Below are 26,564 nucleotides of genomic sequence, written 5' to 3'. Positions count from 1 at the left end.
GCAGTCGCCCGACACGGGAGGTGACCCCCGATGGCTGAGCGCTCCGTCGTCGTCCGCCTGCGCGCGGAGGTCTCCGACTTCAAGCGTGCGATGGCCGAGGCCGCGCAGGCCGCCGACAAGATCCCCGAGTCGACGCGGCGGGCCGACACGGCGCTCGGCCAGATGGTTCAGTCGGCCCAGTACAACCGCGAGGCCTGGGACCGCACCGGCCGGACGATGGCCACCTTCGGCACACTCACCGTCGGCGGGCTCGCACTGGCCGGCAAGGCCGCGGTCGACTGGGAGTCCCAGTGGACCGGCGTGACCAAGACGGTCTCCGGGTCGAGCATCCAGCTCGAGGCGCTGCAGGAGCAGCTGCGCCAGATGGCCCGCGAGCTCCCGGCGACACACGAGGAGATCGCAGCGGTCGCCGAGGCCGCCGGGCAGCTCGGGATCAAGACCGAGAACATCGCGGCGTTCACGCGCACGATGATCGACCTGGGTGAGACGACGAACCTGACCGCCCAGGACGCAGCCACTGGACTGGCCCGGTTCGCGAACGTGATGGGTACCGCCCAGACCGACTTCGACCGGCTCGGGTCCGTCATCGTCGGCCTGGGCAACAACTACGCGACGACCGAGTCCGAGATCCTGGACATGGCCCAGCGGCTCGCCTCCGCGTCACGCGTGGTGGGGCTCAGCGAGGCCGACACCCTGGGCCTTGCGGCAGCCATGTCGTCGGTCGGCATCGAGGCCGAGGCCGGCGGCTCCGCGGTCTCCCGCGTGATGATCAAGATCAGCCAGGCGGTCGACGACGGCGGCGACAACCTCGACCAGTTCGCCCAGGTCGCCGGCATGTCCTCGGCGCAGTTCGCCGACCAGTGGGCCAACGACCCGGTCGCCGCGCTCCTGGCCGTCGTCCAGGGCCTGTCGAAGATGACCGAGACCGGCCAGGGCACCTTCGGGATGCTGCAGGAGCTCGGCCTCAACGACATCCGGGTCACCAACGCCCTGCTCAGCATGTCCAACGCGACCGAGCTCACCACGGCTGCGGTGGCGCAGGCCTCTGACGAGTGGGAGCGCAACAACGCGCTCGCGGCCGAGGCGGCCAAGCGGTACGACACCGCCCAGGCGAAGATCGAGATCGCGCGCAACTCCATCGTCGACGCCGCGATCAGCCTCGGCGAGACGTTCCTGCCGGCGGTGGCGTCTGCGGCGCAGGGGGTCGCGGACTTCGCCGGCTGGCTCGCCCAGCTCCCCGAGCCCGTGCAGCAGGTCGCCGGGCAGATGGGCGGGCTGGTCGGGACCGTCGCCCTGCTCGGCGGCGCCTTCCTGACGATCACTCCGCGGCTCCTCGAGCTCCGGACCGCGTACCGCCAGCTGCGCTCCGACAACGCCGCCCTGGCCTCAGGGCTGACGCGGGTCGCGAAAGTCGCCGGGCTCGCCGCCGTCGCGGCGACGGTCCTCCAGATCGCCGACGCGGCCCAGCAGGCGAAGGTCAACGCGGCCGAGCTGGCCAACTCGATGCAGGGGCTCGCCGACGGCGCGACGACGGTCTCCGACGTGTTCGACCGGCTCCCTGAGGGCACGTGGGGCAACGTCCTGGACCCGAACGACGTCGACGCGATGGCCCACGAGCTCGAGTACCTCACCCGGGTGCAGAACAACAGCGCCGAGGCCTCGCGGCTGTGGCTGAACGACCTGATCGGCACCGACTCGGGCGCCCGGACACTGTCGAACAGCATCCACGAGATCGGCCGGAACCTCGGCGACCTGACCGGCACCAACCTCACCGAGGCGCAGCGCCAGTTCAACGCCCTCAACCAGGCGTTCGGCGGCACCGAAGAGTCCGCCGGGAACCTCCTGCACATCATGCCCGGGTACCGCGACGCGCTGCTCGCCACCGCGACCGCCGCCGGCATGACCCTGGACGACACGTCGCTCCTCGCCCTCGCGACCGGGAACCTCACCCTCGCGCAGGACGCGGCCGCGTCCTCGACCTCGGACGTGGCCGATGCCACCGCGGCGGCCAACGACCAGCTCGACGCCGCGATCCAGCTCACCCAGGAGTGGCGCGACGCCGTCTCCCAGGCCGACGCCTCGTTCGTCGACCTGGCCGGCGCCTACCAGGGCGTCATCGACAAGAACACCGAGATCGCCCAGGCGGCCGCTGACGCGACCGACTCGATGAGCGACTCGTGGGAAGACTTCTACGACGGCCAGACGGTGTCGGCCGAGGACTACATCGCCCAGCTGCAGGCGCAGGTCGACGCGCAGGCCGCATGGGAGCAGAACCTGCTCGACATCTCCGGCCGGGTGCGCGACGGCATGACCGGCGACATGCGGACCGCCGCCGAGCAGATGATCGACGAACTGCTCAACCTCGGGCCTGACGGCGCCGCGCAGGTCCAGCTTCTGCACGACATGACCGACGAGCAGTTCGCCAAGGTCGTCGAGCTCTGGTCGCAGAAGGGCACTGACGCTGTCGCCGAGTTCACCTCGCAGGTCGAGAGCTACCGCAACCCGGTGATCCCGGTCGAGGCGGACACCACGCCGGCCGACCGCACGGTCCAGGCATGGATCCAGACCCGCCGCATCGCTTCCATCGAAATGCGGGCCACGCTGCCCGACCTGAACGGCTCGGCATCGGGATCGGGCCGCCCCGGCCTGGCGGAGGGCGGGGAGGTCCCCGGCCCGTACATCGGTCCGACCGCGGACAACGTGCTCATCCGGGCGAACCCGAAGGAGTGGGTGCACTCGGTGGCGGCCGTCGACTTCTGGGGTACCGGGTTCATGGACTCTGTCAACCGACGGGATCTCGCGTCCGTGGTCCGCTCGCTCCCGGGCCGAGCCTCGGGTGGGCAGGTCGGGTACGCACCGGCGCCCGGCTACATGACGGTCGTCGGAGGCTCCTTCTCATCGGGCTCTGCGCCATCCCTTGCCGGGCTCGAGATCGTCGGAACGCTCGACACCCCATGGGGGCCGGCGCAGATGCGCGGGATGGTCCGCGAGGAGATCGCGTCGGCGCAGCGTTCGCGCACGTCCGCGTCAGCGAGGGGGGTGGCCTGAGTGGCGCTCGCGATCACCGCGACCCTGGCGGGGGCGACAGATCCGCAGCTGGTGCAGCTCGCGGTGACCGGCCTCACGGCCGGGGTCACGTTCACGGTGGAGGGGTCTGCCGGGTCGTGGACGTGGACGGTGCCGGGTGGCGCCGGGCAGGAGGCGGCCGCAACCACGGCGCTGCTCGCTGACATCTTCACGCCGTTGAACGTCGAGCTCACCTACACGGTGACCCAGGCGGGCGACACCGCGTCGGACACGGTCACAGTGGACTTCGGCGGCCGGTACGTGCTGCAGCACGTGGACGGGTCGGTCGTGGTGCCGTTCGTGTGGCAGGACAACGCTGACCCGCGCTCCGAGCTCGTGCGGGCGACCGCGTTCGAGGTGCCGGGGCGCATCCGCCAGCCGGGCCGGTACGACGTGTCCGCCGGCGAGACGGGCGAGTTGCTGATCCGTGCCGCGGCCTCGGCCGGAGCCACGCTGAAGACGGCGTTGCGGTCCAAGGCGCCGATGTTCGTGCTGCGCACCGACGGTCAGGTCCGGGACCTGGACCCGGTGCAGGTGATCGTGCTCCGGTCGGTGTCCCACGCGCTGTGGGGCGGGGCGACTGACCGCATGGCCAGGATCTGGCGGCTGGCGTTCTTCGCCTCGGACGCGGACCTGTCGACGACCCTCGCGGCATCGACCTGGGACGACCTCGACTCGGTCTACGCATCCTTGACGTGGGACGACTTCGACTCTGAGTGGTCGACGCTCACCTGGGACGACTTCGACACCACCGACTGGGCGAACCGCTGATGCGCGAGGGCGCACCGTCGGACGTCCTGGCTGGGTGGGTCGGCTGGCGCCCGACCGCGTCGGTCTGGCGTGACGGGGCGCTGCTCGCTGGCTCGGTGCCGATCAACTGGGGCAGGTTCACCGCGGCCCGGTCGTTGCGGGTGCCCGAGCGGGTGGAGTTCACCGTCCCGGACCTGGTCGACGGGTTCTCGTGGGTTCCGCGCGATCCGGACCACCCGTTGGCGCGCTACGGGCAGGTCGTGGTCCTGGGCATCACGGTGACCACCCCGCAGGGCGCGGAGTACGAGACCCGGCTCGGCCAGTTCCTGATCCACGACTCCGACCACGACGACGTCGGCGGGCTGGTGCGGGTGTCCGGGCTGGGCATGCTGAACGTGGTCGAGACCGACGACTTCCAGGTCCCGGAGGTCCCGCGCGCCGGCGGCACGTTGGCCTCGGAGTTCCGGCGGCTGATGTCGCCAGGGATCCCGGTGTCGATCGCGGACGGCCTGGTGGACCGGGACTGCCCGCGGTCATTCCAGTGGCCCGATGACCGCCTGGGTGCGCTGTACGACATCGCCAAGGCTTGGCCGGCGCGGATCCTGACCGACCAGTGGGGGCAGGTCGGGCTCCTCGAGCCGCTGCCGGCGGTGCCGTCCCCGGTGCTGTCCTACACCGACGGCCAGGGCGGCACCGTGGTCTCCGCGCCGACGTCGGATACCCGTGAGGGGCAGCCGAACATCGTGGTCGCGACGTCCTCGGTCACCGACTCCACCGCTCTGGAACCCCTGTCGGCGACCGCCCGCGTGACCACCGGGCCGCTGGCTGCGACCGACGACGGCACCGGGTACCGCCGGGTGGTCAAGAAGTGGTCCTCCCCGTTGGCGACGACCCGCGCCCAGCTCGCGGCGTCGGCGGCAACGATCCTGGCCGACGAGTCTCGCGGGTCGGTGGTCCGCACCGTGACCGCGGCCCCGGACCCGCGCCCCGAGCTCGACGACGCGATCTCGGTCACCCGAGACGGCCACACGCAGTGGGGGTGGGTCGTGGCCGTGGAGATCCCGCTCGTCGTGGCCGACGCGGGCGACACGATGCGCCTGGACGTGGGGCTGTCCTGATGGGCGCGCTCGAGGACGCCCGGGAGGCCGCCGCCCAGCCGGTCGGTGCACGCCGTGGGCAGCTGACGAACGTGTCCGGGGTGGCGCGGCTGCTGTCGATCGACGCTGGCACCGCACGGGCGACGGTGTCGTTCCGCGGGTCGCAGGGCTTCGAGCTGCCCTACCTCGGCGCGGACACCGACTACACCGGGATCACCACCGTCCTGGTGCTGTGCAACCCGATGGCGGGCGGGCGGGCGGAGTTCGTGCTCGGCCCGATCGGGGTCGTCGACGAGGACACCGCAGGGCCGGCACCTGTCGTGCCGACGGGCACCGTGACCGAGAAGGCGACGATCCTGCCGACTTGGTCTGGGACATGGCGGGTCATCCGCTCGGCGTGGGACCGGTGGAACATCGACCGCTACGGCGGCCGCTCGGACCTGTACCAGGGTGATGACTACGGGTCGGGCACCCTGATCGGCCTTGCCACCTACGGCGACCAGATCAAGAACCTGGGTGCCACCGCGATCACCGCCGCCGTCGTCAGCGCCCGCCGCAACGGCTCGGGCGGGTCCACCGCCCAGCTCGTGCTGCAGGGCGCTCCGCACGCCTCCCAGCCCGCCGGCGCGCCGTCCCCGACCGGGACCACCGCCGCGGCCAGCGCGGCCGTCGCGATCGACCAGTGGTGCCAGGTCACCTTGCCCTCCGACGTGCGCGAGAACCTGCGCACCGGCGCGGCCAAGGCCCTGGCCGCTGTCGGCGGCACCTACTCCGGCTGGGGTGGCACGGCCACCGCCGGCTCGATGGTCATCTCTCTCACCCTGACCCGTCCCGCCTAGGAGGCGCACATGACTACCGACGCCCGCGGACACACCACCTGGGCCGGCTCCGAGCACCCCTCGCGTGCCTCGCTCCTGGCGTTCGGGCTGTCGATCAACGACCCGATCAACGTCGCGAACGCGACCGCCCGGGCCACCAAGCTCACCGAGCTCGCAACGGCCGGTGTCACCCCATCGACGTCCGCGCCGCTGTTCTTCTTCATGGCCGACACCGGCCAGCTCGTGCAGACCACCGACGGCACGACGTTCGCCATCCTGGTGGCTTCGACCGGCCCCACCGCCTGGGTGCCCGCCTTGACCGCCTCTGGAGGCGGGGTGTCCCTCGGGTCCGGGTCGACCGCGACCGGCGTCTACTCCAAGACCGGGGAGTGGGTCGACGCGTACTTCTCGATCCAGTTCGGCACCTCCGGGGTCACGGTCGGCACCGGCACCTACCGCATCTCGGTTCCAGTCACGATCCACGCCGACCTGGCCTCCGTCACCGACGGCACGATCCCCCTCGGGCAGGTCCGTCTACGGGACGCCTCGACCGGCACGGAGCGGATCTACGAGGCGATCACCCGCTCCGACGACGCGAACACCTTCGAGCTGCGGGCCATCGACGCGAACGACAACTCCGCCGTCACCAACGCCGCCCCGTGGACGTGGGGGATCTCGGACCGGCTGCGCGGCGTCCTGCACTACCGGGCGGCATGACCATGACCCACCGCACCCCGTTCGCGCTCGCGGCCGGGGCGATCGCCGTCGCCCTGAGCATCCTGCCCGCCACCACATACCCGCCCGAGCCCGAGCCTCTCGTGGTCGAGCTCGCCGGCGACTCCCTGACCGACCGGTACGCGAGCCTGACGGACTTCGACCCGATCGGCTGGTGGTACCCGGGCGCGACGTCCGCAGGGGTTCTGAACTACATCCAGCCGGGCGGCGACGTGCTGGTGCTCATGGTCGGCACGAACGACATCCGCGAGGGCATCAGCCGCACGACGACCGTGGCGAACGTGCACGCGATCGTGGACAAGGTCGGCGCCGCACACGTCGTGCTCCTGGCCGTGGCTCCGTGCGACGTCACCGACGACAACGGCATCGATCGCCAGCGCGAGGCGTCGGTCCTGAACCGTTCGCTCGCCACACACGCGCAGGACGCGGGCTGGCTGTTCGTCGACCCGTGGGCGCGGATCCGGACGCTCGACGGCGGCTACGCGTCGGGCATGACCACCGACGGCGTGCACCCGACGACGGCAGGAGCGCAGATCGTGGCGGACGTGGTCGAGGGAGCCGTGCTCATCGCGACCGAGGGGGCCGGGTCATGAGATGGGTTCCTCCCGCGGCCGGCCGGTTCACCGACGACTTCGGTCCGCGCATCGCACCACTGCCCGGCGCCTCGACCTACCACCGCGGCGTCGACATCGCCCCACCGATCCCCGGTCAGACCGGTCGACCCGTCGTCGCCGTCTCCTCGGGTGTCGTCGCGGCGAACCTGTTCTCCCCGGTGCGCGGGTGGTGGGTCGTCGTCAAGCACGACGACGGCTCCTCGACCCGCTACCAGCACCTCGCGGCCCACGCGGCCGTGTCCACGGGGCAGCGCGTGGTGACCGGGCAGCGCCTCGGCGAGATGGGCGCCACCGGCGTCGCCCGCGGGGTGCACCTGCACTTCGAGACCTACAACCCCGGCGTCTCGTGGGTGTCCTCGACCAGCGCCACCGACCCTGAGCCGTTCATGGCCGTCCGCGGTGTGAACCTGCGCACCGACATCGCCCTGGTCGGCAACGCCCTGTGGACCGCGGACGGGCTGCCGACCCCCGAACCCGTCACCACCCTGCCCACCCCGCTGACCCCGGAGGACGACATGCCCTACATGAGCCCCGACGACGTCAAGGCCGTGTTCTCGGCCTACCTCGGCGAGCCGTGCAGCGACTACGACGCCGTGAACATGGCGATCGACGCGCAGACGTCGAGCTGGTCGCTCAAGGACATCCGCACCAAGGTCCAGCGCAGGCCGGCCAACGACTACGCGGTCAAGACCCTGTTCTGGAACATGCTCGGCCGCAAGGCCACCGAGGACGACCTCGCCGAGCGCGTCGGCCAGCCGATCGTCGACATCATCACCGCGATCAAGGCCGGGGACGAGTACCTCGCCCGGGCGAAGGGCTGACCGGTGACACCACCGGTCGACATCACCATCGTCACGTCCTGGCCACAGGCCGTCGTCGCGACCGTGATCGTGTTCGCGCTGCTCGTGTGGCCCGGCATCGCGGCGTGGCTCACCTCCCGGCGGACCAATCGCGTGCTCACGACCAACAACGGCGGGTCCCACGTCAAGGACCAGCTCGACCGCATCGAGGCCGACACGAAGGACAACAGCGTCGCCATCGCCACGCTTGCCGGCCGGTTCGACGAGCACCTCGCCGCCGAGAAGTCTCGCCGCCGGCGATGACGGACGACCACCGGCCCTCGCACACGCCGCCCTGGCGGCTCTCCCGGGTGTGGTGGGTGCCGTTCCTGCTCGCGCTCCTGATCTCCGCAGCCGGCGCCGCCGGCGTGCTCGTCAACCCCTGAGGAGTCCCTCATGCTCACCACCTACACCAAGGCCATCGTCGCGATCGTCGCGGCCGCGCTCGCCGTGCTCGGAGCTGCGACCACCGACGGGGTCGTGACCCCGGTCGAGGCCATCAACATCGCGATCGCCGTCGTCACCGCCGCCGGGGTCTACCTCGTGCCGAACCTCGACACCGGGATCCGCGCCTACGCCAAGGGCATCGTCGCGTTCACCGGAGCCGGCCTCGGCGCCCTGGTCGTGATCCTCGCCGACGTCAACGGCTGGGCCGCGGTCTCCCTGTCCGACTGGATCACCGTCGCGCTCGCCGCGCTCGGAGCGATCGGCGTCGGGGCCCTGCCGAACACCAAGGCCGACGTCGCGCTGGCGGCCTGAGTCCACCACCGCACCAGCCCGGCGAGTACGGAGGTGACCCGTGTCCACCACGCTGCCTGACCCGATCGTCTACGGCACCGTCATCGGGCGTCTGATCGCCGCCACGACGGACAGCGCCGACGCCGACGACCTGCCGGACGCCTCGCCGATGGCGGGCACGGTCACCTTCACCCCGTCGACCTCGGCCGTGCTCCTGGGCACCGCGGTGCCCCCGACCACGCTCGTGCCGAAGCCGATCACGGTCGCCCTCGACGCCAACGGGGCGTTCAGCGTGAAGCTGGTCGCCACCGACATCGCCGACGCCACCCCGACCGCGTGGACCTACACGGTCTCGTTCAACCTGACCGGTGCGATCTACAAGGCCTTCTCGCTGTCGGTGCCCGCCGGCGACACCGTGGACATCACCACCGCCGCTCCCGTGCCGTCGGCGGCCGGGACGGTCACCGTGGTCTCGATCGCGGACCGGCTCGCCGCGCAGGCGGCCGCGGCGGACGCCATCGACGCTGCCGCATCGCTCGAGGTCGGCGTCGCCGGTGGCGTCGCAGCCCTCGACATCGACGGGGACGTGGTCGACGCGACCGGGACGAAGGTGCTCGGCGGAGCGGACCTGACGTCCTACGCCACCCAGGTCGCAGACCTGCCGGACTACCCCACGGCCTTCCCGGTCGCCGACGGGGCAGTGGCGCTCGCCAAGCTCTCCGCCGCGCTGCAGGCCTCCATCGCCAAGGCCGACGCGTCGCTGAACCAGGCCGAGGTCGACGCCCGCGCGCAGCTGATCGTCGACGCCGTCGTCGCCAGTGCACCGGGAGCGCTGGACACGCTCAACGAGCTGGCGGCCGCGCTGGGCGACGACGCGAACTTCGCATCCACCGTCACCACCGCGCTCGCCGGGAAGGTCCCCACGACCCGCACGGTCGCCGGCAAGGCGCTGGACGCCGACGTGGCGCTGGCGCCGGTCGACGTCGGCCTGGACGCCGTCGTTGTCGAGTACCTCGCGGCGGGGTGGCCGACGCCGCTGCCGACGATCACGGGCACGCAGTACTACCGGTTCCGGTCGGTGCGCGTGGTCCCTGGCGACTCGGCGACGGAGGCGGATCTCATCGCGGCACCCGACCCGTACACCGCCTACGGACTGTCGGCCGACGGGCACGCCTGGCTGCCGCACCCGGCGTCCGCGGTCTACGACACGCTGGTCTGAGCGATGCCGCTGAACGAGCTCACCAGGATCGGCGGCGTGTGGGTCGCCGGCGACGGTCGACGCGCGACTCCGGGCCCGGCCGTGGGGACCCGCGAGTGGCGGGCGTCGCTGGTGCCCGGGACGTTCCTGCCGGACGACCGCACCAACGGGCTGCTGTACGGCACCAAGCTCGCGGACGTCTCGGCCGCGATCCCCGGCGACCTCGAGCACGTCGACCTCGGTTCCTCGACCCTGACCCTCGGCACCGTGCCGGTCTACAACAAGCTGTACTGGGGCAAGATCAAGATGGCCCGCAACGGCTGGAACGGGACCGGGTCTGCGGGCGGGAACATCGCCGTCGCCGGGCCCCGACCCGACCTGGTCACCCCGGGCGACGTGTTCTACCTCGTCTCGGCCTACGACACCGACACCTCCCAGCACGCCTTCGACGACGTCCTGGTCAACCCGCTGCTGTGGATGCGCTCGGACGCCCCGGGTGGGCCGTGGACCGAGACCCAGATCCGCGAGGCCTACCTGAACAGCGTGGGCGTCAAGGGCGGCTACGGGACGTTCCGCAACTGGAAGGTCGCGAACTGCCAGGACGACTGGCAGTGGTCGAACAACCGCGTCGACGACGCCGACACCCGCTTCACCCTGATCGAGCACCCCTGGCTCGAGCACCCGATCTGGTACGCGGGCCCGCTGTGGCCCTCACAGCTCGAGGGCACGCACTCGGACAACCTGCAGCCGCAGGTCGGCCAGAACTTCACCGCCCGGGGTGGCCTCATCGGCGGCCCGAACGACCCGGACTCGCTGACCGCGGCGGGATGCGGCGTGACCTGGAAGCAGGAGGACTGGCGGTCCGGGACGACCCCGCTGCCGGCGTGGCGCAAGCAGCGGAACATCCACTACGACCGCGTGATGTTCTGGTTCGCCAGCGGCGGGAACTTCAACGTCAACATCGCCTACAACCCGACGTACCCGAACGACTTCTCCGACGACTGCTCGATGACCGGGTGCCTGCACGTGTTCCGTGACGACGCCAAGTACGTGAACCGCGAAGCCGCCTACTTCGCGCACCTGGACGACCCCACCAACCGGGTCATCTCCAACCCGAGCTCGGGCACCTGGACCGACCTCGGCGCCGTGACCTACACGAACGGGTGAGGAGGCTCACGTGGGCAAGCTGAACACCTTCGAGGGCGGCACCGACGGCGCAACCATCACCGTCGCCAACAGCGGCGGCGCCAGCGGCGACGCGTTCGCGATCGAGCCCCAGCCCACCTCGGGCAACCAGTGGACCTACGAGGCCGACGCCGCCCACCGCGGCACCCTCGGCGCCCGGCGGGTCCTGGACGCGACCGGCGGCTACCTGCGCCTCGACGTCGCCGCGCCCGGCGGTCGCACCGGCGCCGGCGGCTGGTTCTACCTCCCGGCCGTGCCGTCCTCGTCCGCCGCCGGCGTCGTCATCCAGGCGCGCTCAGCCGCCGACGCCACCATCTACAACTGCGTGTTCCGCTCGACCGGGTCGTTCGCCCACGCACCCGGCGGAACCATCAACACCAGCGCCGCCAACCAGTCGCCAGCGATCACCGTGCCGGCCTGGTACCACGTCGAGTGCTGGCTCTACGTCGACACCGCGAACGCAGCGAACGACACCGCCCAGATCGTCATCCGCGACGAGTCCTGGGCAGTGGTGTGGGACCACACCCTCACCGGCGCCTCCGGGATGGGAACCGTCGACCCGGCGCGCTTCCGTCTCGGCGGCGTCACCAACGCCGGCGGATGGTCCGTCATGGACCTCGACGACCTGCGCGTCGACCAACTCACCGCGCCCGCCGTGTTCGACCAGCTCCTCACTGCGCCCACCCTCGTCCTGACGCGCGTCGGCAACGTCATCGACGCCCGCGGCTCCACCTACACCGGCACCCCGACCTTCGCCATCACCGACGCCGACAGCCTGACCTACGAGCAGGTCACGCCCGGGGTCTTCGTGTTCGACGACGACGGCACCGGCCACACCGTCGGGGTCTCTCTGACCGACGACGTGGACACCGCCACCGGCACGATCGACCTGCCCGCCGTCACCGCGACCCGTCGCGTCGGCGAGCTCGTCCGCATCGGAGACCGCTGGCAGTAGCGCACCCGGCGCAGCACACACCGCCCCCTCCCGGCCTGAGCCCCTGGCTCACGGCCGGGAGGGGGCGCCTGCGTGTTTGGCCGTCCTGCCGTGGGCGATCTGGGTAGCCTGCTGGCGACCTCGAGCCGAATTGGGCGTGTCATGACGCAACACCTGGTTGTCGCGACGCCGTGCTACATCACCCAGGCCGGCGATCGCCTCCTGACGGTGAAGTCAGGCGACACGTTCGAGCCCTGGGACCGCTACACCAACAAGTCCTTGATCGTCATCGCGGACGACGGGGGCTTTACCCTCTCCTTCGCCGGGAGCGCCTTCGTCGAGAGAACCCCGACGGATCAATGGCTCGCCGAGACCATCACCGGTCGACCGTCAACTCCCGGCCCTCGAGGTCCACTCGCACCAGCGATCACAGGAGGCCCACTCCCGCAGCGGGTCAGGGTCGGGCCAGCACTCGCCGCAGTCGTCGCCCGACTCGACGCTGCCTTCCCGAACGAGCCGGCCCTGATTCGCGACCACGGCATCGAACTGCTCGCGGCCGGCTGGACGTTCAAGGCCAGGGCCATGCGCATGGGTGCGCCCCCCCGCACATTCTTGTGGACCGCATCGATCAGAGGCGACGACCACGCGTGCACGACTGCCGGGCCACGTCACCGCTATCGAGCCGTCCACCGCGCGCCGCTCCGGTCCGTGGAGCTCGCCGCGATCGGATCCACCGTCGGGGTCAAGGACATGCTCGCAGCGTTCCGTGAGCGGTACCGGACCGGGCTTCCCGAGCTCACGGATGAGTCTGCTGAGGAGTTTCTCTCCGAGCACATTCGCCTCGCGGCGTCGTCGCCCGGTGGCGGAGCGATCGGAACCGACGTCATGGCGATCACCCACGATCCCTTCGGGTCGCCACTCTTCCGCGTCCGCTACCGCCAGGACCCCGCGCGCGGCGTCGCGCGGCAGGCGTTCACCCCCTGGGTCATCACGAACCACATGGTTCAGCCGCCGGCGGTCATCGGCGGGTCGGCGCCGCTCCACATCTCCTGGGTCCCAGGCACCGAAGAGGGGGAGCCCGTCGAGCTCATCAGGTACGAGTCGATTCCGCCAACCACTTGGTCGGGGGGCAACATCCTCAGCAGTCAGCTCCGCCGGCAACCGCCCTGACCGACAGCGACACGGTGACCATCACCACCGCCGCGGCGATTCGATCCACCGACGCATCAAGGTGCTCGGGGGCCAGGAGTAGACACCCACCACCTCACCGCACGGCCCCTTCCCGGCCTGAGCCCCTGGCTCACGGCTGGGAGGGGGCGCGCTTCGCCGTCTCGGCGTTCGAGGGGTCGTCGAACGTCCTCACCCTGATCTGCCTCGAGAAGACCTCCGGGCTCCCGGCAAGCTGCACGATCACGCGCCTGGGCAGGTGCCAGTCGCGGCCGCGGCGCTCGCCGGGCAGGGACCCGGAGTCCAGGCGCTGGCGGACCGCCTGGGGCGAAACGCCGAGCAGGTTCGCGGCCTCGCGCACGGTGATCGTCGCGGGCTCCTCCAGGCCCCACCGCAGGTCGAAGTCCTCGGTCGTCATCACAGTCAGAGCCTGCGGCTCATGCCCCGCGGCCCGCACCACAGACCAGCCGAGGGAGGCCGCCTGGCGCAGGTCCTCGGCGGGCAGGGTGAGGATGAGCTCGAGCGTGCCATAGCGGGTGCCGGCGGCGACGGCGTGGTGCTCGGCGAGCGGGTCGAGGTCGAGGGTGACCGGGTCGACTCGGCCAATGTCGACCACGACGTTGTAGCTGGTGGCCATCGTGTGTGCTCCTGGGTCTGGGTGGGACGATGGTGGACCCGGGGTCGGGAGCCGCTTACCTCGGTTCCCGACCCCGGTCCCGCTAGCGGCGGGGCGGCCAGACGAACCCGTGGCGCCGCAGTGCGGCGATGAGGTTCCTCAGGCTTCGCTGGTCGCCCGGGGTGGTCGAGGCCTTCGTCACGAAGACCCCACCGCGGTAGACCATCGGGTGCCCGTCGCTGGTCGTCCGGATGGTGAAGCCCTGGCGCTCCGCTTCCCGGAGGACCTTGCGGGTGTCCTTGTCCATTGTCCCTCCCCTCTATCTCGTGAACAAGTCCAGAGTATCGATCGCCTTGCGCTAGCGCAAGGCGATCGAGTCGTTCGGGTGAACCCACACGACTCGCACCTCGCGTCATCGGTCACCGATGTAGCGTCCGAGCTCGCGAGGCTCCGCTCCGGCCCCCTGCGAGCGGGGCCTCGCTCCTTGCTCAGGTGTCACCGCCCCCGGGCACGATCGACTCCATGCACCCCGAGCTCGTCCCGCACGCCGACCTACTCGTGACCGTCGGCGACCCGAAGTCCTCGCGCATGCTCGAGCGGCCTCGGCGGGTCCGTGTGCAGTGGCGCACCTACGGCAGGGACGAGGTCACGCTCGAGCTCGACCAGGTCGCAGCCGCGGCCGACCTGGTGTGCGTGCGCCAGGACCGCGGGTTGCCCGACCCGTGGAACGCGTGGGTGCCAGCCGCGGCGGTCAAGGGCGGTTGAATCCGAACGGATGAACACGCAAAGACATGGCACATAAGTCGCGCACCGGACACCCAAGTTCCGGCAGACTCCGCATCGGAACACCACCAGCTGGGAGGGACAACGTGCGTCCGGGTCGTTCGCTCATCTCGTTCGCTGTCGGGTGCACGCTCGCCGCGACGTCAGCTCTTCCCGCGGTGGCCGTGTCGGCCGAGCCGCAACAGCCCACGGTCGTCCAGGCCGCAACCGCCACGGTTCCGGTCGCGTCGCTGCTCGAGCTGCTGTGGATCGAGCCTGAGAACACCTCGGCCTACGACCGGTCGTACTTCCATCACTGGATCGACGCGAATCACGACGGGTGCGACACCCGCCAGGAGGTCCTCAAGGCCGAGGCGTTGAATGGCACCGTTCCGGTGGGCGGGGGATGCCCGGTCACGTCGGGCTTCTGGTACTCCTACTACGACAGGACGACCACGATTGTCCCAGCCGACCTCGACATCGACCACATGGTCCCGCTGTCGGAGGCCTGGGACTCGGGGGCCTGGGCGTGGAGCGCGGCCCAGCGCGAGGCGTTCGCGAACGACCTGGACTGGCCCGCCAGCCTCGTAGCCGTTACCGACAACGTCAACGCGTCCAAGGGCGACCGCGACCCGGCCGACTGGATGCCGCCGGACTCCCAGGTCGCGTGCCAGTACGTGACCGACTGGGTGACCGTGAAGTACCGGTGGAATCTGACGATCGACTGGGACGAGTACGACGCCCTCTCGTACTGGCTGTACGACACGTGGTGCGCGGGCACCACCACGACGGTCCCGGCCAAGGCGGGCACACCCGAGGCCGTGGCCGCGATCCACGCCTACATCTACGCGGTCTACTACGACCTATTCGGGCGCAAGCCCGACTCGACGGGCCTGGCGACCTGGACCACCAAGCTGCAGACCGGCACGCCCTACGGTGAGGTCGCCAACGGGATCACGTACTCCAACGAGTTCCGATCCCGGTTGATCCAAGCGTCCTACCGGCACTACCTCGGCCGGCCAGCGGACTCCTCGGGCCTGGCGTTCTGGCTGGACAAGATGCGCAACGGCTGGCACATCGAGCAGATGCAGTCCGGGTTCATCGCCTCCGACGAGTTCTACGCCCGCGGCGGCGGGACCGACGCCGGATGGGTCCGGCTGCTGTACCGCACCGTGCTAGGCCGCTCCGCCGGATCCTCCGAGGTCGCCTACTGGGTCGGGGAGCTGAACGGTGGCCGCACCCGCCAGAGCGTCGCACTCGGATTCCTGTACTCCACCGAGCACCTGACCGACGTCGTCGACGGCTACTACGTCGACCTGCTCGGCCGACGCATCGACGCGACCGGTCGCAAGTTCTGGGTCACCCAGATCCAGCAGGGCGCCCGCGACGAGCAGATCATCGCCGGCATCGTCTCCAGCGACGAGTACCGCCGGCTCGCCTACGCGATCGTGTGAGCCTGGGCCAGGACTCGACCGTCGGCGCTCACGGCGTGGTCGCCCTATCCTTCTCGCCCTTCGCCGCGCCCAGCTGCAGGCGCTCGGCGATCCGATCCAGTGCCCTCCGCCTCATCGTGGGGGAGACGTGCTGATATCCGCGGGTCGTCGCGATCCGCGAGTGGCCCATGATCTCGATCACGGTCCGTTCGGAGACGTCTGACTCGAGGAGGAGCGTCGCGGTGGCGTGCCGCGCCTCGTGCAGTAGCCACGGACGGCCGGACGGGTGCGCGGCCCCGACCTTCTCCTGTAGCGCGTACCAGGCCGCGCGGTCGTCGACATCGCGTCGCGGCAGCCCGTTCGCGTCTGGCCACACGAGCCCGTAGGGCGACGCCGGTGCGACCTCCCGCCAGGTCGCGAGGGCGGCGCTCATCCAGGTGACGAGCGGGATGATCCGCTTCCCGGCGGACGTCTTCGGGCGGGTGAGGTGCCACGCGCCGGTCAGGTGCCGAGCCTCGTACCCGTCGGGGATCCGGAAGCCCGACGTGCGGTCGTAGGGGATCCGGTAGGGGAGCGGCTGCGCCTGCCACGAGACGTCGAGCGTGCCGGCGTCAAGGTCGACGCACTCCCAGGTGAGCCCGAGACACTCGCCTTGCCGCATGCCCTGGAGGATCGCGGCGACCCAGCGCGAGCCGTCCGGCTCGTTCGCGGCCGCGGCGAGCAGGGCGACAGCCTGATCCAGAGGGATCGCGTCGCGGTCGGAGGCGGCCTTCCCGGGAGCCTGGACGTGCAGAAGGCGCTCGGGCACCTGGTGGCCCTCGACGATCGCCGCTCGGAGCATCCGCGTCAGTGTGCCCTGCGCGTAGGCCGCGGTCGTGCTCGACTTCCCCGCCTTCCGGATGGCTGTGGTGACGGCCCGCACGTCAGCCGGCGTGAGCCGGGCGAGCTCCTTGTGCCCGATCGTCGGGATGAGCCACCGTCGCACGACCGAAGCCTCGGTTGCGTAGTAGCGGGGACGGGCGTGGTGCTCCAGCTCGGCGAGCCACGTCACCGACCATGCCTTGACGGTGGTGCGCGCGCCGGCGCCTTCGGTCGGCATGCCGTCCTTGGCGATGTCGCGCTGCCGGTCGCGCAGACGCTGGCGGCACTCGGCCTCGGTCTTGGCCGACACGGTGATGCGCCGCCGTCCACCGGTACGCGTCCAGCCGGCTTCGATGGTGCCGATCCAGCGGCCGTCGCTTGCACGTCGATGCACCGACCCGGTGCCGTACTGACGTCGCTTGCGCTCTGCAGCCATCTGTGCAGCCATTCTCTGGGTATCCTGAGGGTAGCAACCTAGCACGTCTGTGCAGGTCAGATGCCCTTTCCGTACGGCTCCAGGATAGCCGTTCGTCTGACTACGGATCAGAAGGTTGGGGGTTCGAGTCCCTCCGGGCGCGCAGAACCAGCAGGACGGGAGCCCCGGGCTGAGGCCCGGGGCTTTGTGCTTTCCGGGCGCGGGGCCTGCCGCCGGGTCAGCCCTTCGCGTGCGCCCGGTACGCGCTCGGGCTCGTGCCGTGAACGCGGCGGAAGTGGCGCGAGAAGTACAACGGGTCCGCGTACCCGAGGTCCCGGGCGATCGACGTGATCGATCGCGTCGTGGTGTCGAGCTGCTCGCGGGCCAGGGCCATGCGTTGCCGGGTCTGGTACTCCAGGACGCCGTAGCCGGTCGCCTGGCGGAACAGTGCCGCGTAGTGCGAGGCGCTCAGCCCGACCATGCCGGCCAGGTCGGCCACGGACACCCGCGACGAGGGGGCCTGCCGCAGGTGCTCGATGGTTGCCTCGACCGGGTCGGCCCGGTCTCCCCCGATGGTCCGCCGCTCGGCCGCCAGCAGGGCCAGTGCGTGCCATGCCGCGCCCGCGGCCGCGACCAGGGACGAGCGCGTCTCGTCGCGCTCCATGGCGCGGATGACGGTCTCGATGAGCGCCGTGACCCGCGCGGGGTTGGCGAGCACGACGACCGGCTCGGCGACCGAGACGTGGGCCGCGGCGAGCAGGTCGTCGAGCGCGTCGCCGACCAGGTGCATCCACCAGATCGTCCAGGCGTCGCCGACGGCTGCGCCGTACTGGTGCGGCGTGCCGGCGGGGATCACCACCGCTTGACCCGGTCCTACCTGGTGGCGACCTGACGGCAGCCGGCACTCGCCGGCGCCCTCGGTGCACACGATCACGATGGTCTGGTCCGCGCCGTGAGCACGAGCACGGCCGTGCATGGCCGCATGGGGGAAGTAGCCGGCGTCGGTGACGAGCACCTGCGAGGTCGCCGGCTCGCGTGACGCCTGGGCGACGAGGGGGCGTGGAAGCACTCTCATGCGCTGGCCCGGGAAGCCCTCGCGCACCCGTCGCACGGCCGGGGGACTGCTGAGGTCAGGGTCTGAGATCATGAAATCGTCCATGTGGTCCGTCGGTTTGGTCATTCTGCCGCATCCGTCGGACTCCCTAGCCTCGGGGCCATGCTCGACGAAGAGTCCCGCATCCAGCTCCCGCCGGTCCCCGCCGCCCAGGCCGACCTGCCGGTCGCCGCGTGGCGTGAACCCGTGACCATCGACACCTATGCGCCGATGGCGCCGGACCGCTACCCGGCGTACCTGGACCGCCGCGTGTACCAGGGGTCCTCCGGTCGTATCTACCCGCTGCCGTTCCACGAGCGCATCGAGCCGGACAAGGCGCCGCGGTCGTGGGACGCGGTGCACATCCAGAACCGCTGGGTGCGCCTCATGGTCCTGCCCGAGCTCGGCGGTCGCATCCACATCGGCGTCGACCTGACCAACGGCTACGACTTCTTCTACCGGAACAACGTGATCAAGCCGGCCCTCGTCGGGCTCGCCGGGCCGTGGATCTCCGGTGGCGTCGAGTTCAACTGGCCGCAGCACCACCGGCCGGCCACGTTCCTCGCCACCGAGGTCGAGATCGAGCACGAGCCCGACGGCTGCATCACGGTGTGGTGCTCCGACCACGACCCGTTCGCCCGGATGAAGGGCATGCACGGTGTGCGGCTGCGGCCGGACTCCGCCGTGGTCGAGCTCCGCGCCCGCCTGTTCAACCGCTCCGAGGACGTCCAGACGTTCCTGTGGTGGGCCAACGTCGCGGCCCGCGTGGGCGACGACTACCAGTCCTTCTTCCCGACCGACGTCACCATGGTCGCCGACCACGCCAAGCGTGCCGTGACCGGCTTCCCGAACGCCGACCGGCCCTACTACGGCGTGGACTACCCGGCGCGGGTCGACGCGGACCACCCGGACGGCGACCGGCTCGACTGGTACCGCAACATCCCGGTGCCGACGTCCTACATGGCGATCGGCAGCGAGGACGACTTCTTCGGCGGGTACGACCATGGTGCGGGCGCCGGGTTCGTGCACTGGGCCGACCATCACGTGTCCCCCGGCAAGAAGCAGTGGACCTGGGGCAACGCCGAGTTCGGCTGGGCGTGGGACCGCAACCTCACCGACGGTGACGGGCCCTACGTCGAGCTGATGGCCGGCGTCTTCACGGACAACCAGCCGGACTTCACCTTCCTGGCACCCGGCGAGACGAAGGCGTTCAGCCAGTACTGGTACCCGATCCAGCGCACCGGCCCGGTGCACCAGGCGACGCTCGACGCCGCCGTCCGGCTCGACGTGGACCACCTCGGCTCGGCGACCCGGGCACACGTCGCGGTCGCGGTCACGGCACCGCGGCCGGACCTGACGGTCGCGCTGCTCGTCGACGGATCGGTGGTGTGGACCGCGCGACGTGACGCGGCGCCCGACGCCCCGGTCCTCGAGACGGTCGAGCTCGGTGCCCGGTACGAGCCGCACCAGCTCACCGTCGAGGTGCGGTCCGGCGACGACCTGCTCGTGGCCTGGCAACCCCGCCGGCCGGGCGCATCGGCACCCGCCCTCACGCCGGCAGCGGAGCCGACCGCCCCCGAGCTCGTGGCGACGACCGAGGAGCTCTACCTCGTGGGCCGTCACCTCGAGCAGTACCGGCACGCGACGCGGTCACCCGAGCCGTACTGGCGCGAGGCGCTCCGCCGCGACCCCGAGGACGTGCGCTGCAACGTCGCGCTCGCCGCGCGGCTGCACCGCGACGCGCAGTACGCACAGGCCTTGGGTCATCTCGAGACCGCACTGGCCCGCCTGACCCGGCTCAACCCCAACCCGGAGACCGGCGAGGCGCACTACCGCCTCGGCGCCACCCTCGCGAGGCTCGGCCGCGACCGGGACGCCCGCACCGCCTACGGCAAAGCCGGATGGGACAACGCCTGGACCGTCCCGGCGGGTCTTTCGCTCGCCCGGCTCGAGGCCGCCGAGGGCGAGCCCGGTGCGCTGGACCGGGTGCTCGACCTGCTGGCGCGCGAGCCGCAGCACCTCCAGGTCCGGGACCTGGCCGTGGTGCTGCTGCGGCGCTCGGGCGACGCCGACCGCGCCGACGCCGTGCTCGCGGCGACCCTCGAGCTCGACCCGCTCGACCAGTGGGCCCGGCACCTGCGGGACGGCTCGTTGAGCTCCGACCCGACCACGTGCCTGGACGTCGCCCTCGAGTACGCCACTGTCGGCGAGTGGGCCGCCGCCCTCGACGTCCTCGAGACCACGGCGGCCCGGCCGACCCCCGTCGGCCAGGTGAACGTCGCCCCGCTGGCGCACTACCACCGGGCCGACCTGCTCGCCCGGGCCGGCCAGGAGGCTGCCGCAGCCGAGGCGTACGCCGCGGCGCACGCCGCCGACCGGACCTACTGCCTCGCCTCACGCCTCGACGACGTCGACATGCTGGAGCGCACGGTGCAGCGGGACCCGCAGGACGCGCTCGCCTGGGCACTGATCGGTCACTGGCGCTACGCCCACGACCGGCACGCGGACGCCATGACCGCGTGGCGTCGGTCGCTCGACGCGGGCGCCGAGGACCCGGTCGTCTGGCGGAACCTCGCGGTCGGCATGGTCAACGTCGAGGACGACCCGGACGGGGCGCGGCACTGCTACCGCGTCGCGCGTGAGCTCGCGCCAGGCGACGCCCGGCTGCTCTACGAGACCGACCAGCTGGCGCGTCGCCAGGGGGAGTCGACCGGAGTGCGGCTCGCGGCCCTGCAAGCGGCCGGGTCGCTGGTCGAGGACCGCGACGACCTCGTCGTCGAGCTGGCCCGGCTGCGCACCGCGAACGGCGATGCCGAGCGTGCCGCGACGATCCTGGGCTCGCGGGTCTTCCAGCCCTGGGAGGGCGGCGAGGGCCAGGTGCTCGGCGCCTGGGACGAGGCGTGCCTCGCGCGAGCGCGAGCCGCGCTCGCAGGCGGTGACGCCGCGTCAGCCCTCGCCGCCGTCGAGGAGGCGTTGGTCCCGCCGCTGACCCTGGGCGAGGGACGCCACCTGCTCGCGAACAACAGCCACCTGCTGCTCGCACTGGGCGACGCCCGCGCGGCGAGCGGCGACCTGGACGGCGCACGTGAGGCGTGGTCGAGGGCGGCAGCGTTCTCCGGCGACTTCCAGGAGATGGCGACCACGCCCTACTCCGAGATGACGTACTACTCGGTGCTGGCGGCCCGCCGGGCCGGTGACGACGCGACGGCTGACCGACTCGTCGCCGGTCTGGCCGAGCACGTGGCACGGCTCGCCGACACCCCCGCGACGATCGACTACTTCGCGACATCGCTGCCCACGTTGCTGCTGTTCACCGAGGACCTCGACGCCCGGCGGGCGATCACGGTCCTGGTGCTGCGCGCCCAGCTCGGCGACCTGACGGCCGAGACCGCCACCGACGAGCTGCTGGACGAGGCGCTTCGCCGTGACCCCGGTCACCTGCGCGCGCTCGACCTGCGGCGGCTGCGCGACGCCGCGCGCACCACCCCCGAACCCGGGCGCGAGGCCGCGCCCGTGCCCGTGCCCGCGACGACGTCGCCGGGCGATCGACAGTACGGAGAGGAATGAGCATGACAACGAGGACATGGTCACGGACCCGGAGCACGGCGGTCGCCGTCGTGGGTGCGACAGCACTGCTCGTGTCGCTGACCGCGTGCGACTCCGGCCAGGAGGCCCCCGCGGACGCCGCCGGGACGTCGGCCGCGGGCGACGCCGGCGGGTCCGGCCCGCTGGAGATCGTCTACCTGCAGAAGCAGGGCGACCAGCAGTACTTCGTCGACGAGGCGGACGGCGCGAAGGCTGCCGCTGAGGCGGCCGGCGACGTCACGGTCACCGTGGTGAACCTCGGCACGGACTCGAACAAGGCGATCAGCGAGCTCGACGCCGCCATCGCCCGTGGCGTGGACGGCATCATCATGGTCGCGCCGGACCAGGCCATCGGTCCGCAGGTGATCGAGAAGGCGAACGCCGCGGGCATCCCGCTGCTGGCCTCGGACGACATCCTGACCGACGCCGACGGCAACGAGGCGCCCTTCGTCGGGTTCGACGGCACCTCGATGGGCAACGAGGTCGGCACGAAGGCCGCCGAGCTGTACCAGGCTGCCGGCTGGACCGCCGCGGACACCGCGATCATCGCGGTCGGCAAGCCCGACCTGTCGGTGTGCGTGCAGCGCCTCGAGGGTGCAGCCGACACGTTCGGACAGGGCGCCTCGGACGCGCCGGAGATCCTCGACCTCGGCACTGACAACTCGGTCACCGACGCGCTGAACAAGGCAGGCGGTCTGATCACCGCGCACCAGGACGTCCAGCACTGGGTGGTCTGGGGCTGCAACGACGAGTCGGAGACGGGTGTGGTCACCGCGCTGCAGAACGCCGGTGTCTCGCCCGACAGCATCATCGGCGTGGGCCTCGGCGCGTACCTGACCTGCAAGGACTGGAAGGCCGGGCAGGACACCGGGAACAAGGCCGCGCTGTACATCTCCGGCTACGACGTCGGTAGCGCCGCCCTCGACGCGATGGTCGCCGACCTGCGCGACGGCACCCCGCTGCCGCCGAAGACGATCGCCGCCACCCACATGGTCGACGCCTCCAACTGGGAGGCCGAAGGCGTGACCTGCACCTGACCCACCGGCGCGGGGGCGTGGCCGACCGGCTGCGCCCCCGGCCATCGGCCCATCGACCACGGGAGACGAGGATGAGGACCGTGACGCAGGCGTCGGCGTCCCTGACGGCGCGCGGCATCAGCAAGAACTTCTCGGGCGTGCGCGCCCTCGACGGCGTGGACATCGACCTGCCGGCCGGTCGCGTCACCGCACTGATGGGCGAGAACGGCGCCGGCAAGTCGACGCTGCTGAAGATCCTCAGCGGCGACCACCTGCCGGACGCCGGCGAGATCGAGATCGGCGGCGAGACGGTGTCGTTCCAGACGCCGTTCGACGCCCGCTCGGCCGGCCTCCGGGTGATCGCCCAGGAACCGGAGATCGTCCCTCACGTGTCCGTCGCCGAGAACATCTACCTGGGCGCGCTGCCGTCCGGGCGCCTCGGCCGCGTGTCGCAGCGCGCGATCGAGGAGCAGGCCCGGCAGGACCTCGAGCGGTTCGGGTTCGGTCACCTTCTCGACCCCGCGAGGCTCGGCGTGGAGCTGAGCCCGGCGCAGCGCCAGATCGTCGAGATCGTGCGGTGCCTGATCGACGAGCCGCAGGTGATCTGCTTCGACGAGCCGACCTCGTCGCTGTCCGACCACGAGACCGACGTGCTGTTCGAGCTGATCGCCCGGCTGCGCGACGAGGGTCGCGCGGTCGGCTACGTGTCGCACCGCATGCACGAGATCTTCCGGATCGCCGACACGGTCACGGTGCTGCGCGACGGCCGCCTGATCGGCTCGCGCGAGGTGACCGACACGACCGAGGGCGAGATCGTCAAGATGATGGTCGGTCGGGACCTGACGTCGATGTACGACCGGGATCGACGCGAGCCGGGCGCCCCGGCCCTCGAGCTCGAGGACGTGACCACGGATGACGTGACGGGCGTGTCCCTCACGGTCCACCACGGCGAGGTGGTCGCGCTCGCCGGCCTGGTCGGCGCGGGACGCACCGAGCTCGCGCTGGCGATCGCCGGCGACCGGCCGGTGCGCTCCGGGGTGATCAAGGTCGAGGGGACCCCGCGCCAGTTCGGCAGCCCTCGGGAAGCGATCGCCGCGGGCATCGCGCTCGCGCCCGAGGAACGCAAGGCGGACGCCCTGGTGATGGTGCGCACCGTGCGCGACAACATCGCCCTCGCGGTGCTCGGGTCGTTGTCCCGGTTCGGGTTCGTCAAGGCCCGGCGGGAGAAGGACCTCGCCGACCGCTACATCGAGCAGCTGCACATCAGGACGCCGTCCGCGGCGCAGCTCGTGCAGAACCTCTCGGGCGGCAACCAGCAGAAGGTCGTCCTGGCGCGCTGGCTCGCCCGCGACGCCGGGATCCTCATCCTCGACGAGCCCACCCGTGGGGTGGACGTCGGGGCCAAGGCCGAGATCTACCAGATCATCGACGAGCTCGCGTCGCGCGGCGTCGCTGTCCTCGTCATCTCCTCCGAGCTTCCCGAGGTGCTCGGGCTGGCCGACCGGGTCGTCGTCATGCAGAACGGCCGGGTGACCGGGGAGCTCCACCACACCGAGGCGACCGAGGAACGGATCCTCACTCTCGCGATCGCCGACCACCTCTCCGACGAAGGAGCGACCTCGTGATGACCGCCACCCCCGTAGCCCCCACCGTCGAGGGCGCACCCCCGCGTGAGCGCGGGTGGCGGCGCATCCTCCGTGCCATCGGTGTGCAGAACCTCAGCCTTGTCGCCGCGATCGCCGTCCTGGTGCTCGTGATCGGCTCGCAGAACAGCGCGTTCTACCTGACGTCGAACCTCAAGACGATCGGCATGGCCGTGACCATCTCGGGCCTGCTCGCGGTGGTCCAGACGGTGGTCATCATCATGGGCGGCATCGACCTGTCGGTCGGCTCCGTCGCGGGCCTGGCATCGGTGGCCTCGGCGATGCTCTTCACCTCGTTCGGCAGCGGGGTGTCTCTGATCGGTGCGCTCGCGATCGGCGCGGTGTGCGGCGTGATCAGCGGCTCCGTCGTGGTGTTCGGCCGGGTGACGCCGATGATCGCGACCCTGGCCGGACTGATCGGCTACAAGGGCATCGCCCAGCTCGTCTCGGACGGACGGGCACAGGGCTACACCGGCGCCGACCCGCTGTACGTGTTCCTCGCGCGCGGTTCGGTGCTCGGCATCCCGACGCTGATCTGGATCCTCGCGCTGGTCGCCGCCGCGCTGCACGTGATGCTCCGGTACACCCGGATGGGGCGGAACATCTACGCGGTCGGCGGGAACGACACCGCGGCCCGGCTGTCCGGCATCGACATCAACCGCTACATCCTCGGCGTCTTCGCCCTCGCTGGGACCGTCGCGGCGCTCGCCGGCGTGCTCATCACGGCGCGGACCGGGTCGGGTCAGCCGGTCTCGGGCTCCGAGGGCCTCGAGTTCCAGTCGATCACGGCGGCGGCCCTCGGTGGCGTGGCCCTGCGCGGTGGCAAGGGGTCGATCGGCGGCACCATCCTCGCGGTGATCCTGCTGGGCATCCTGCTCAACGGGATGTCGCTGCTCGGTGTCAACCCGTTCTGGCAGAACATCGCCCAGGGCACCCTGCTGGTGTCCGCGGTGATCATCCAGCAGCTGCGCAACGGAGAGCGCCGGGTCGGTCTGCCCAAGTGACGACGCACGGCGAGGAGCCGTTGCCGGTCCTGCGGATCGGCAACGGCTCCGTCGACCTGGCGTTCCTGCCCTCGGTGGGCGGGCGCTTGATCTCGGTCCGGGTGGACGGCGTCGAGCTGCTCTGGCGGAACTCCGAGTACCTCGACGGCGACCTCGGCACGGTCCGGGCCCGCTCCTCGTGGGCGCCGTTGGACGGGACGATGGGCTCGTGGGCCAACCTCGGCGGGTCCAAGACCTGGCCCGCGCCCCAGGGCTGGTCGGGTCCCGGTGAGTGGCCCGGCCCACCGGACCCGGTGATCGACTCGGGCAGCTGGGACGTCGACGTCGCTCACGACGGCGAAGACGCGGTCGTCACGTTCACCAGCCCGGACGACCCGCGCACCGGCCTTCGAGTGGTGCGCGAGTTCCGGCTGCCCGCGACGGGGACGACGTTCAGGCACCGGGTCACCTTCCGGGCGATCGCGGACCGCCCGGTGACCTGGGCGATCTGGGAGGTGTGCCAGGTCGACACGGAGATGTTCGCTGGTGCACCGTCGGGGAACCCGTCGGGCGTGTGGGTCGGGGTCAGGGGCGGCGCCGAACCTCGGGCGCTCGTCGCCGACGACGGCCTGATCACCGTCGACCCGCCGGCCGGCGGGCGGCGCAGGGTCCACGTGGACGACGTGGTGGCGAAGGTCGGTTTCACCGACGCCGACGGGACGCTCGAGGTGCGGCGCCCGGACGGGGCCGGTGTGGCGTGGAGCTACTCGGTGCTGCCCGGAGCCGCCTACCCCGACGGCGGCTGCGCTGCGGAGATCTGGATGCAGTACCCGACCGCGGCGCCGGTCGGCGGGGGGCTGCGCCCGACGGCGCGCCTGCTGGAGCTCGAGGCGCTCGGACCGCTGACGACGTTGGAGCCGGGGGCCGAGACGAGTCTGGAGATCGTCTGGCACGCCTCCTCACGGATGTCTTGAGGGGCCGGTCACACCGTCGCTGCACATCGGTGGTCGCCCGGC

At 71.4% G+C, this 26,564-nt stretch carries 25 protein-coding genes; 21 read left to right on the top strand and 4 right to left on the bottom strand.

Features of this window, described 5'->3' with window-relative positions:
• Positions 1-30: 30 nt before the first annotated feature.
• The 14 genes from OEB99_RS16500 to OEB99_RS16435 all read left to right on the top strand — a co-directional run bounded on the left by OEB99_RS16500 (position 31) and on the right by OEB99_RS16435 (position 13,144).
• On the top strand, positions 31-3,048 hold the full coding sequence (locus tag OEB99_RS16500; protein WP_263578390.1) for a phage tail tape measure protein: 3,018 nt from the start codon (positions 31-33) through the stop codon (positions 3,046-3,048).
• On the top strand, positions 3,049-3,837 hold the full coding sequence (locus OEB99_RS16495) for a hypothetical protein (RefSeq protein WP_263578389.1): 789 nt from the start codon (positions 3,049-3,051) through the stop codon (positions 3,835-3,837).
• Positions 3,837-4,934 (top strand): hypothetical protein, encoded by a 1,098-nt coding sequence (locus OEB99_RS16490; protein WP_263578388.1) that lies wholly within the window; start codon positions 3,837-3,839, stop codon positions 4,932-4,934. The genes OEB99_RS16495 and OEB99_RS16490 overlap by 1 nt, the downstream gene beginning before the upstream one ends.
• The gene (locus tag OEB99_RS16485) at positions 4,934-5,752 is read left to right on the top strand and encodes a hypothetical protein (RefSeq protein ID WP_263578387.1); all 819 of its coding nucleotides are present in this window, start codon (positions 4,934-4,936) and stop codon (positions 5,750-5,752) included. The genes OEB99_RS16490 and OEB99_RS16485 overlap by 1 nt, the downstream gene beginning before the upstream one ends.
• A 9-nt stretch (positions 5,753-5,761) precedes the next feature.
• Entirely contained in the window at positions 5,762-6,448 is a 687-nt protein-coding gene (locus OEB99_RS16480; RefSeq protein WP_263578386.1) for a hypothetical protein, read from the top strand.
• The gene (locus OEB99_RS16475) at positions 6,445-7,059 is read left to right on the top strand and encodes an SGNH/GDSL hydrolase family protein (RefSeq protein ID WP_263578385.1); all 615 of its coding nucleotides are present in this window, start codon (positions 6,445-6,447) and stop codon (positions 7,057-7,059) included. The genes OEB99_RS16480 and OEB99_RS16475 overlap by 4 nt, the downstream gene beginning before the upstream one ends.
• A complete protein-coding gene (locus OEB99_RS16470) occupies positions 7,056-7,901 on the top strand; it encodes a M23 family metallopeptidase (protein ID WP_263578384.1) in 846 nt (281 codons plus the stop codon). Before OEB99_RS16475 ends, OEB99_RS16470 begins: the two co-directional genes overlap by 4 nt.
• A gap of 3 nt (positions 7,902-7,904) precedes the next feature.
• Positions 7,905-8,183, top strand: coding sequence for a hypothetical protein (locus tag OEB99_RS16465; protein ID WP_263578383.1), 279 nt, complete (start codon positions 7,905-7,907; stop codon positions 8,181-8,183).
• Positions 8,180-8,305, top strand: a complete 126-nt coding sequence (locus OEB99_RS16460) for a hypothetical protein (RefSeq protein ID WP_263578382.1) — start codon at positions 8,180-8,182, stop codon at positions 8,303-8,305. The genes OEB99_RS16465 and OEB99_RS16460 overlap by 4 nt, the downstream gene beginning before the upstream one ends.
• A gap of 10 nt (positions 8,306-8,315) precedes the next feature.
• Entirely contained in the window at positions 8,316-8,678 is a 363-nt protein-coding gene (locus OEB99_RS16455) for a hypothetical protein (RefSeq protein ID WP_263578381.1), read from the top strand.
• Positions 8,679-8,718: 40 nt separating this feature from the next.
• On the top strand, positions 8,719-9,876 hold the full coding sequence (locus OEB99_RS16450) for a hypothetical protein (RefSeq protein ID WP_263578380.1): 1,158 nt from the start codon (positions 8,719-8,721) through the stop codon (positions 9,874-9,876).
• A gap of 3 nt (positions 9,877-9,879) precedes the next feature.
• Positions 9,880-11,022: a hypothetical protein gene (locus tag OEB99_RS16445; RefSeq protein WP_263578379.1), complete on the top strand. Its 1,143-nt coding sequence runs from the start codon at positions 9,880-9,882 to the stop codon at positions 11,020-11,022.
• 10 nt (positions 11,023-11,032) lie between these two features.
• Entirely contained in the window at positions 11,033-11,995 is a 963-nt protein-coding gene (locus OEB99_RS16440; RefSeq protein WP_263578378.1) for a hypothetical protein, read from the top strand.
• A gap of 141 nt (positions 11,996-12,136) precedes the next feature.
• Entirely contained in the window at positions 12,137-13,144 is a 1,008-nt protein-coding gene (locus tag OEB99_RS16435) for a hypothetical protein (protein WP_263578377.1), read from the top strand.
• A 130-nt stretch (positions 13,145-13,274) separates the two neighbouring features.
• On the opposite strand, the gene OEB99_RS16430 is transcribed toward OEB99_RS16435, so the two are convergent.
• Together OEB99_RS16430 and OEB99_RS16425 are read right to left on the bottom strand one after the other, a co-directional pair.
• The gene (locus OEB99_RS16430) at positions 13,275-13,778 is read right to left on the bottom strand and encodes an excisionase family DNA-binding protein (protein ID WP_263578376.1); all 504 of its coding nucleotides are present in this window, start codon (positions 13,776-13,778) and stop codon (positions 13,275-13,277) included.
• 82 nt (positions 13,779-13,860) lie between these two features.
• Positions 13,861-14,064, bottom strand: a complete 204-nt coding sequence (locus OEB99_RS16425) for a hypothetical protein (RefSeq protein ID WP_263578375.1) — start codon at positions 14,062-14,064, stop codon at positions 13,861-13,863.
• A gap of 215 nt (positions 14,065-14,279) precedes the next feature.
• Here OEB99_RS16425 and OEB99_RS16420 point away from each other — a divergent pair, with 215 nt between their 5' ends.
• Together OEB99_RS16420 and OEB99_RS16415 are read left to right on the top strand one after the other, a co-directional pair.
• Complete coding sequence (locus tag OEB99_RS16420) at positions 14,280-14,522, top strand: hypothetical protein (protein WP_263578374.1); 243 nt, start codon at positions 14,280-14,282, stop codon at positions 14,520-14,522.
• Positions 14,523-14,626: 104 nt separating this feature from the next.
• Positions 14,627-15,973 carry a DUF4214 domain-containing protein gene (locus OEB99_RS16415; RefSeq protein WP_263578373.1) on the top strand — a complete coding sequence of 449 codons (1,347 nt, stop codon included), beginning with the start codon at positions 14,627-14,629 and terminating at the stop codon, positions 15,971-15,973.
• 28 nt (positions 15,974-16,001) lie between these two features.
• On the opposite strand, the gene OEB99_RS16410 is transcribed toward OEB99_RS16415, so the two are convergent.
• Positions 16,002-17,249 carry a tyrosine-type recombinase/integrase gene (locus OEB99_RS16410; RefSeq protein ID WP_263578372.1) on the bottom strand — a complete coding sequence of 416 codons (1,248 nt, stop codon included), beginning with the start codon at positions 17,247-17,249 and terminating at the stop codon, positions 16,002-16,004.
• 217 nt (positions 17,250-17,466) lie between these two features.
• Positions 17,467-18,375 (bottom strand): helix-turn-helix transcriptional regulator, encoded by a 909-nt coding sequence (locus OEB99_RS16405; RefSeq protein WP_263578371.1) that lies wholly within the window; start codon positions 18,373-18,375, stop codon positions 17,467-17,469.
• 69 nt (positions 18,376-18,444) lie between these two features.
• Here OEB99_RS16405 and OEB99_RS16400 point away from each other — a divergent pair, with 69 nt between their 5' ends.
• The 5 genes from OEB99_RS16400 (at position 18,445) to OEB99_RS16380 (ending at position 26,522) form a co-directional block, all read left to right on the top strand.
• The gene (locus OEB99_RS16400; RefSeq protein ID WP_263578370.1) at positions 18,445-21,888 is read left to right on the top strand and encodes a DUF5107 domain-containing protein; all 3,444 of its coding nucleotides are present in this window, start codon (positions 18,445-18,447) and stop codon (positions 21,886-21,888) included.
• Positions 21,889-21,890: 2 nt separating this feature from the next.
• Positions 21,891-22,943: a substrate-binding domain-containing protein gene (locus OEB99_RS16395; RefSeq protein ID WP_263578369.1), complete on the top strand. Its 1,053-nt coding sequence runs from the start codon at positions 21,891-21,893 to the stop codon at positions 22,941-22,943.
• 71 nt (positions 22,944-23,014) lie between these two features.
• Positions 23,015-24,547 (top strand): sugar ABC transporter ATP-binding protein, encoded by a 1,533-nt coding sequence (locus OEB99_RS16390; protein ID WP_263578368.1) that lies wholly within the window; start codon positions 23,015-23,017, stop codon positions 24,545-24,547.
• Positions 24,547-25,569, top strand: coding sequence for an ABC transporter permease (locus tag OEB99_RS16385; RefSeq protein ID WP_263578367.1), 1,023 nt, complete (start codon positions 24,547-24,549; stop codon positions 25,567-25,569). The genes OEB99_RS16390 and OEB99_RS16385 overlap by 1 nt, the downstream gene beginning before the upstream one ends.
• Positions 25,566-26,522, top strand: a complete 957-nt coding sequence (locus OEB99_RS16380) for a DUF4380 domain-containing protein (protein WP_263578366.1) — start codon at positions 25,566-25,568, stop codon at positions 26,520-26,522. Before OEB99_RS16385 ends, OEB99_RS16380 begins: the two co-directional genes overlap by 4 nt.
• The last annotated feature ends 42 nt before the right edge of the window (positions 26,523-26,564 follow it).

The organism is Actinotalea endophytica (assembly GCF_025717005.1).
Taxonomy (GTDB): Bacteria; Actinomycetota; Actinomycetes; order Actinomycetales; family Cellulomonadaceae; genus Actinotalea.
Note: the sequence above shows the minus strand (reverse complement) of the source record. Positions and strands in the feature narration are given on the sequence as shown.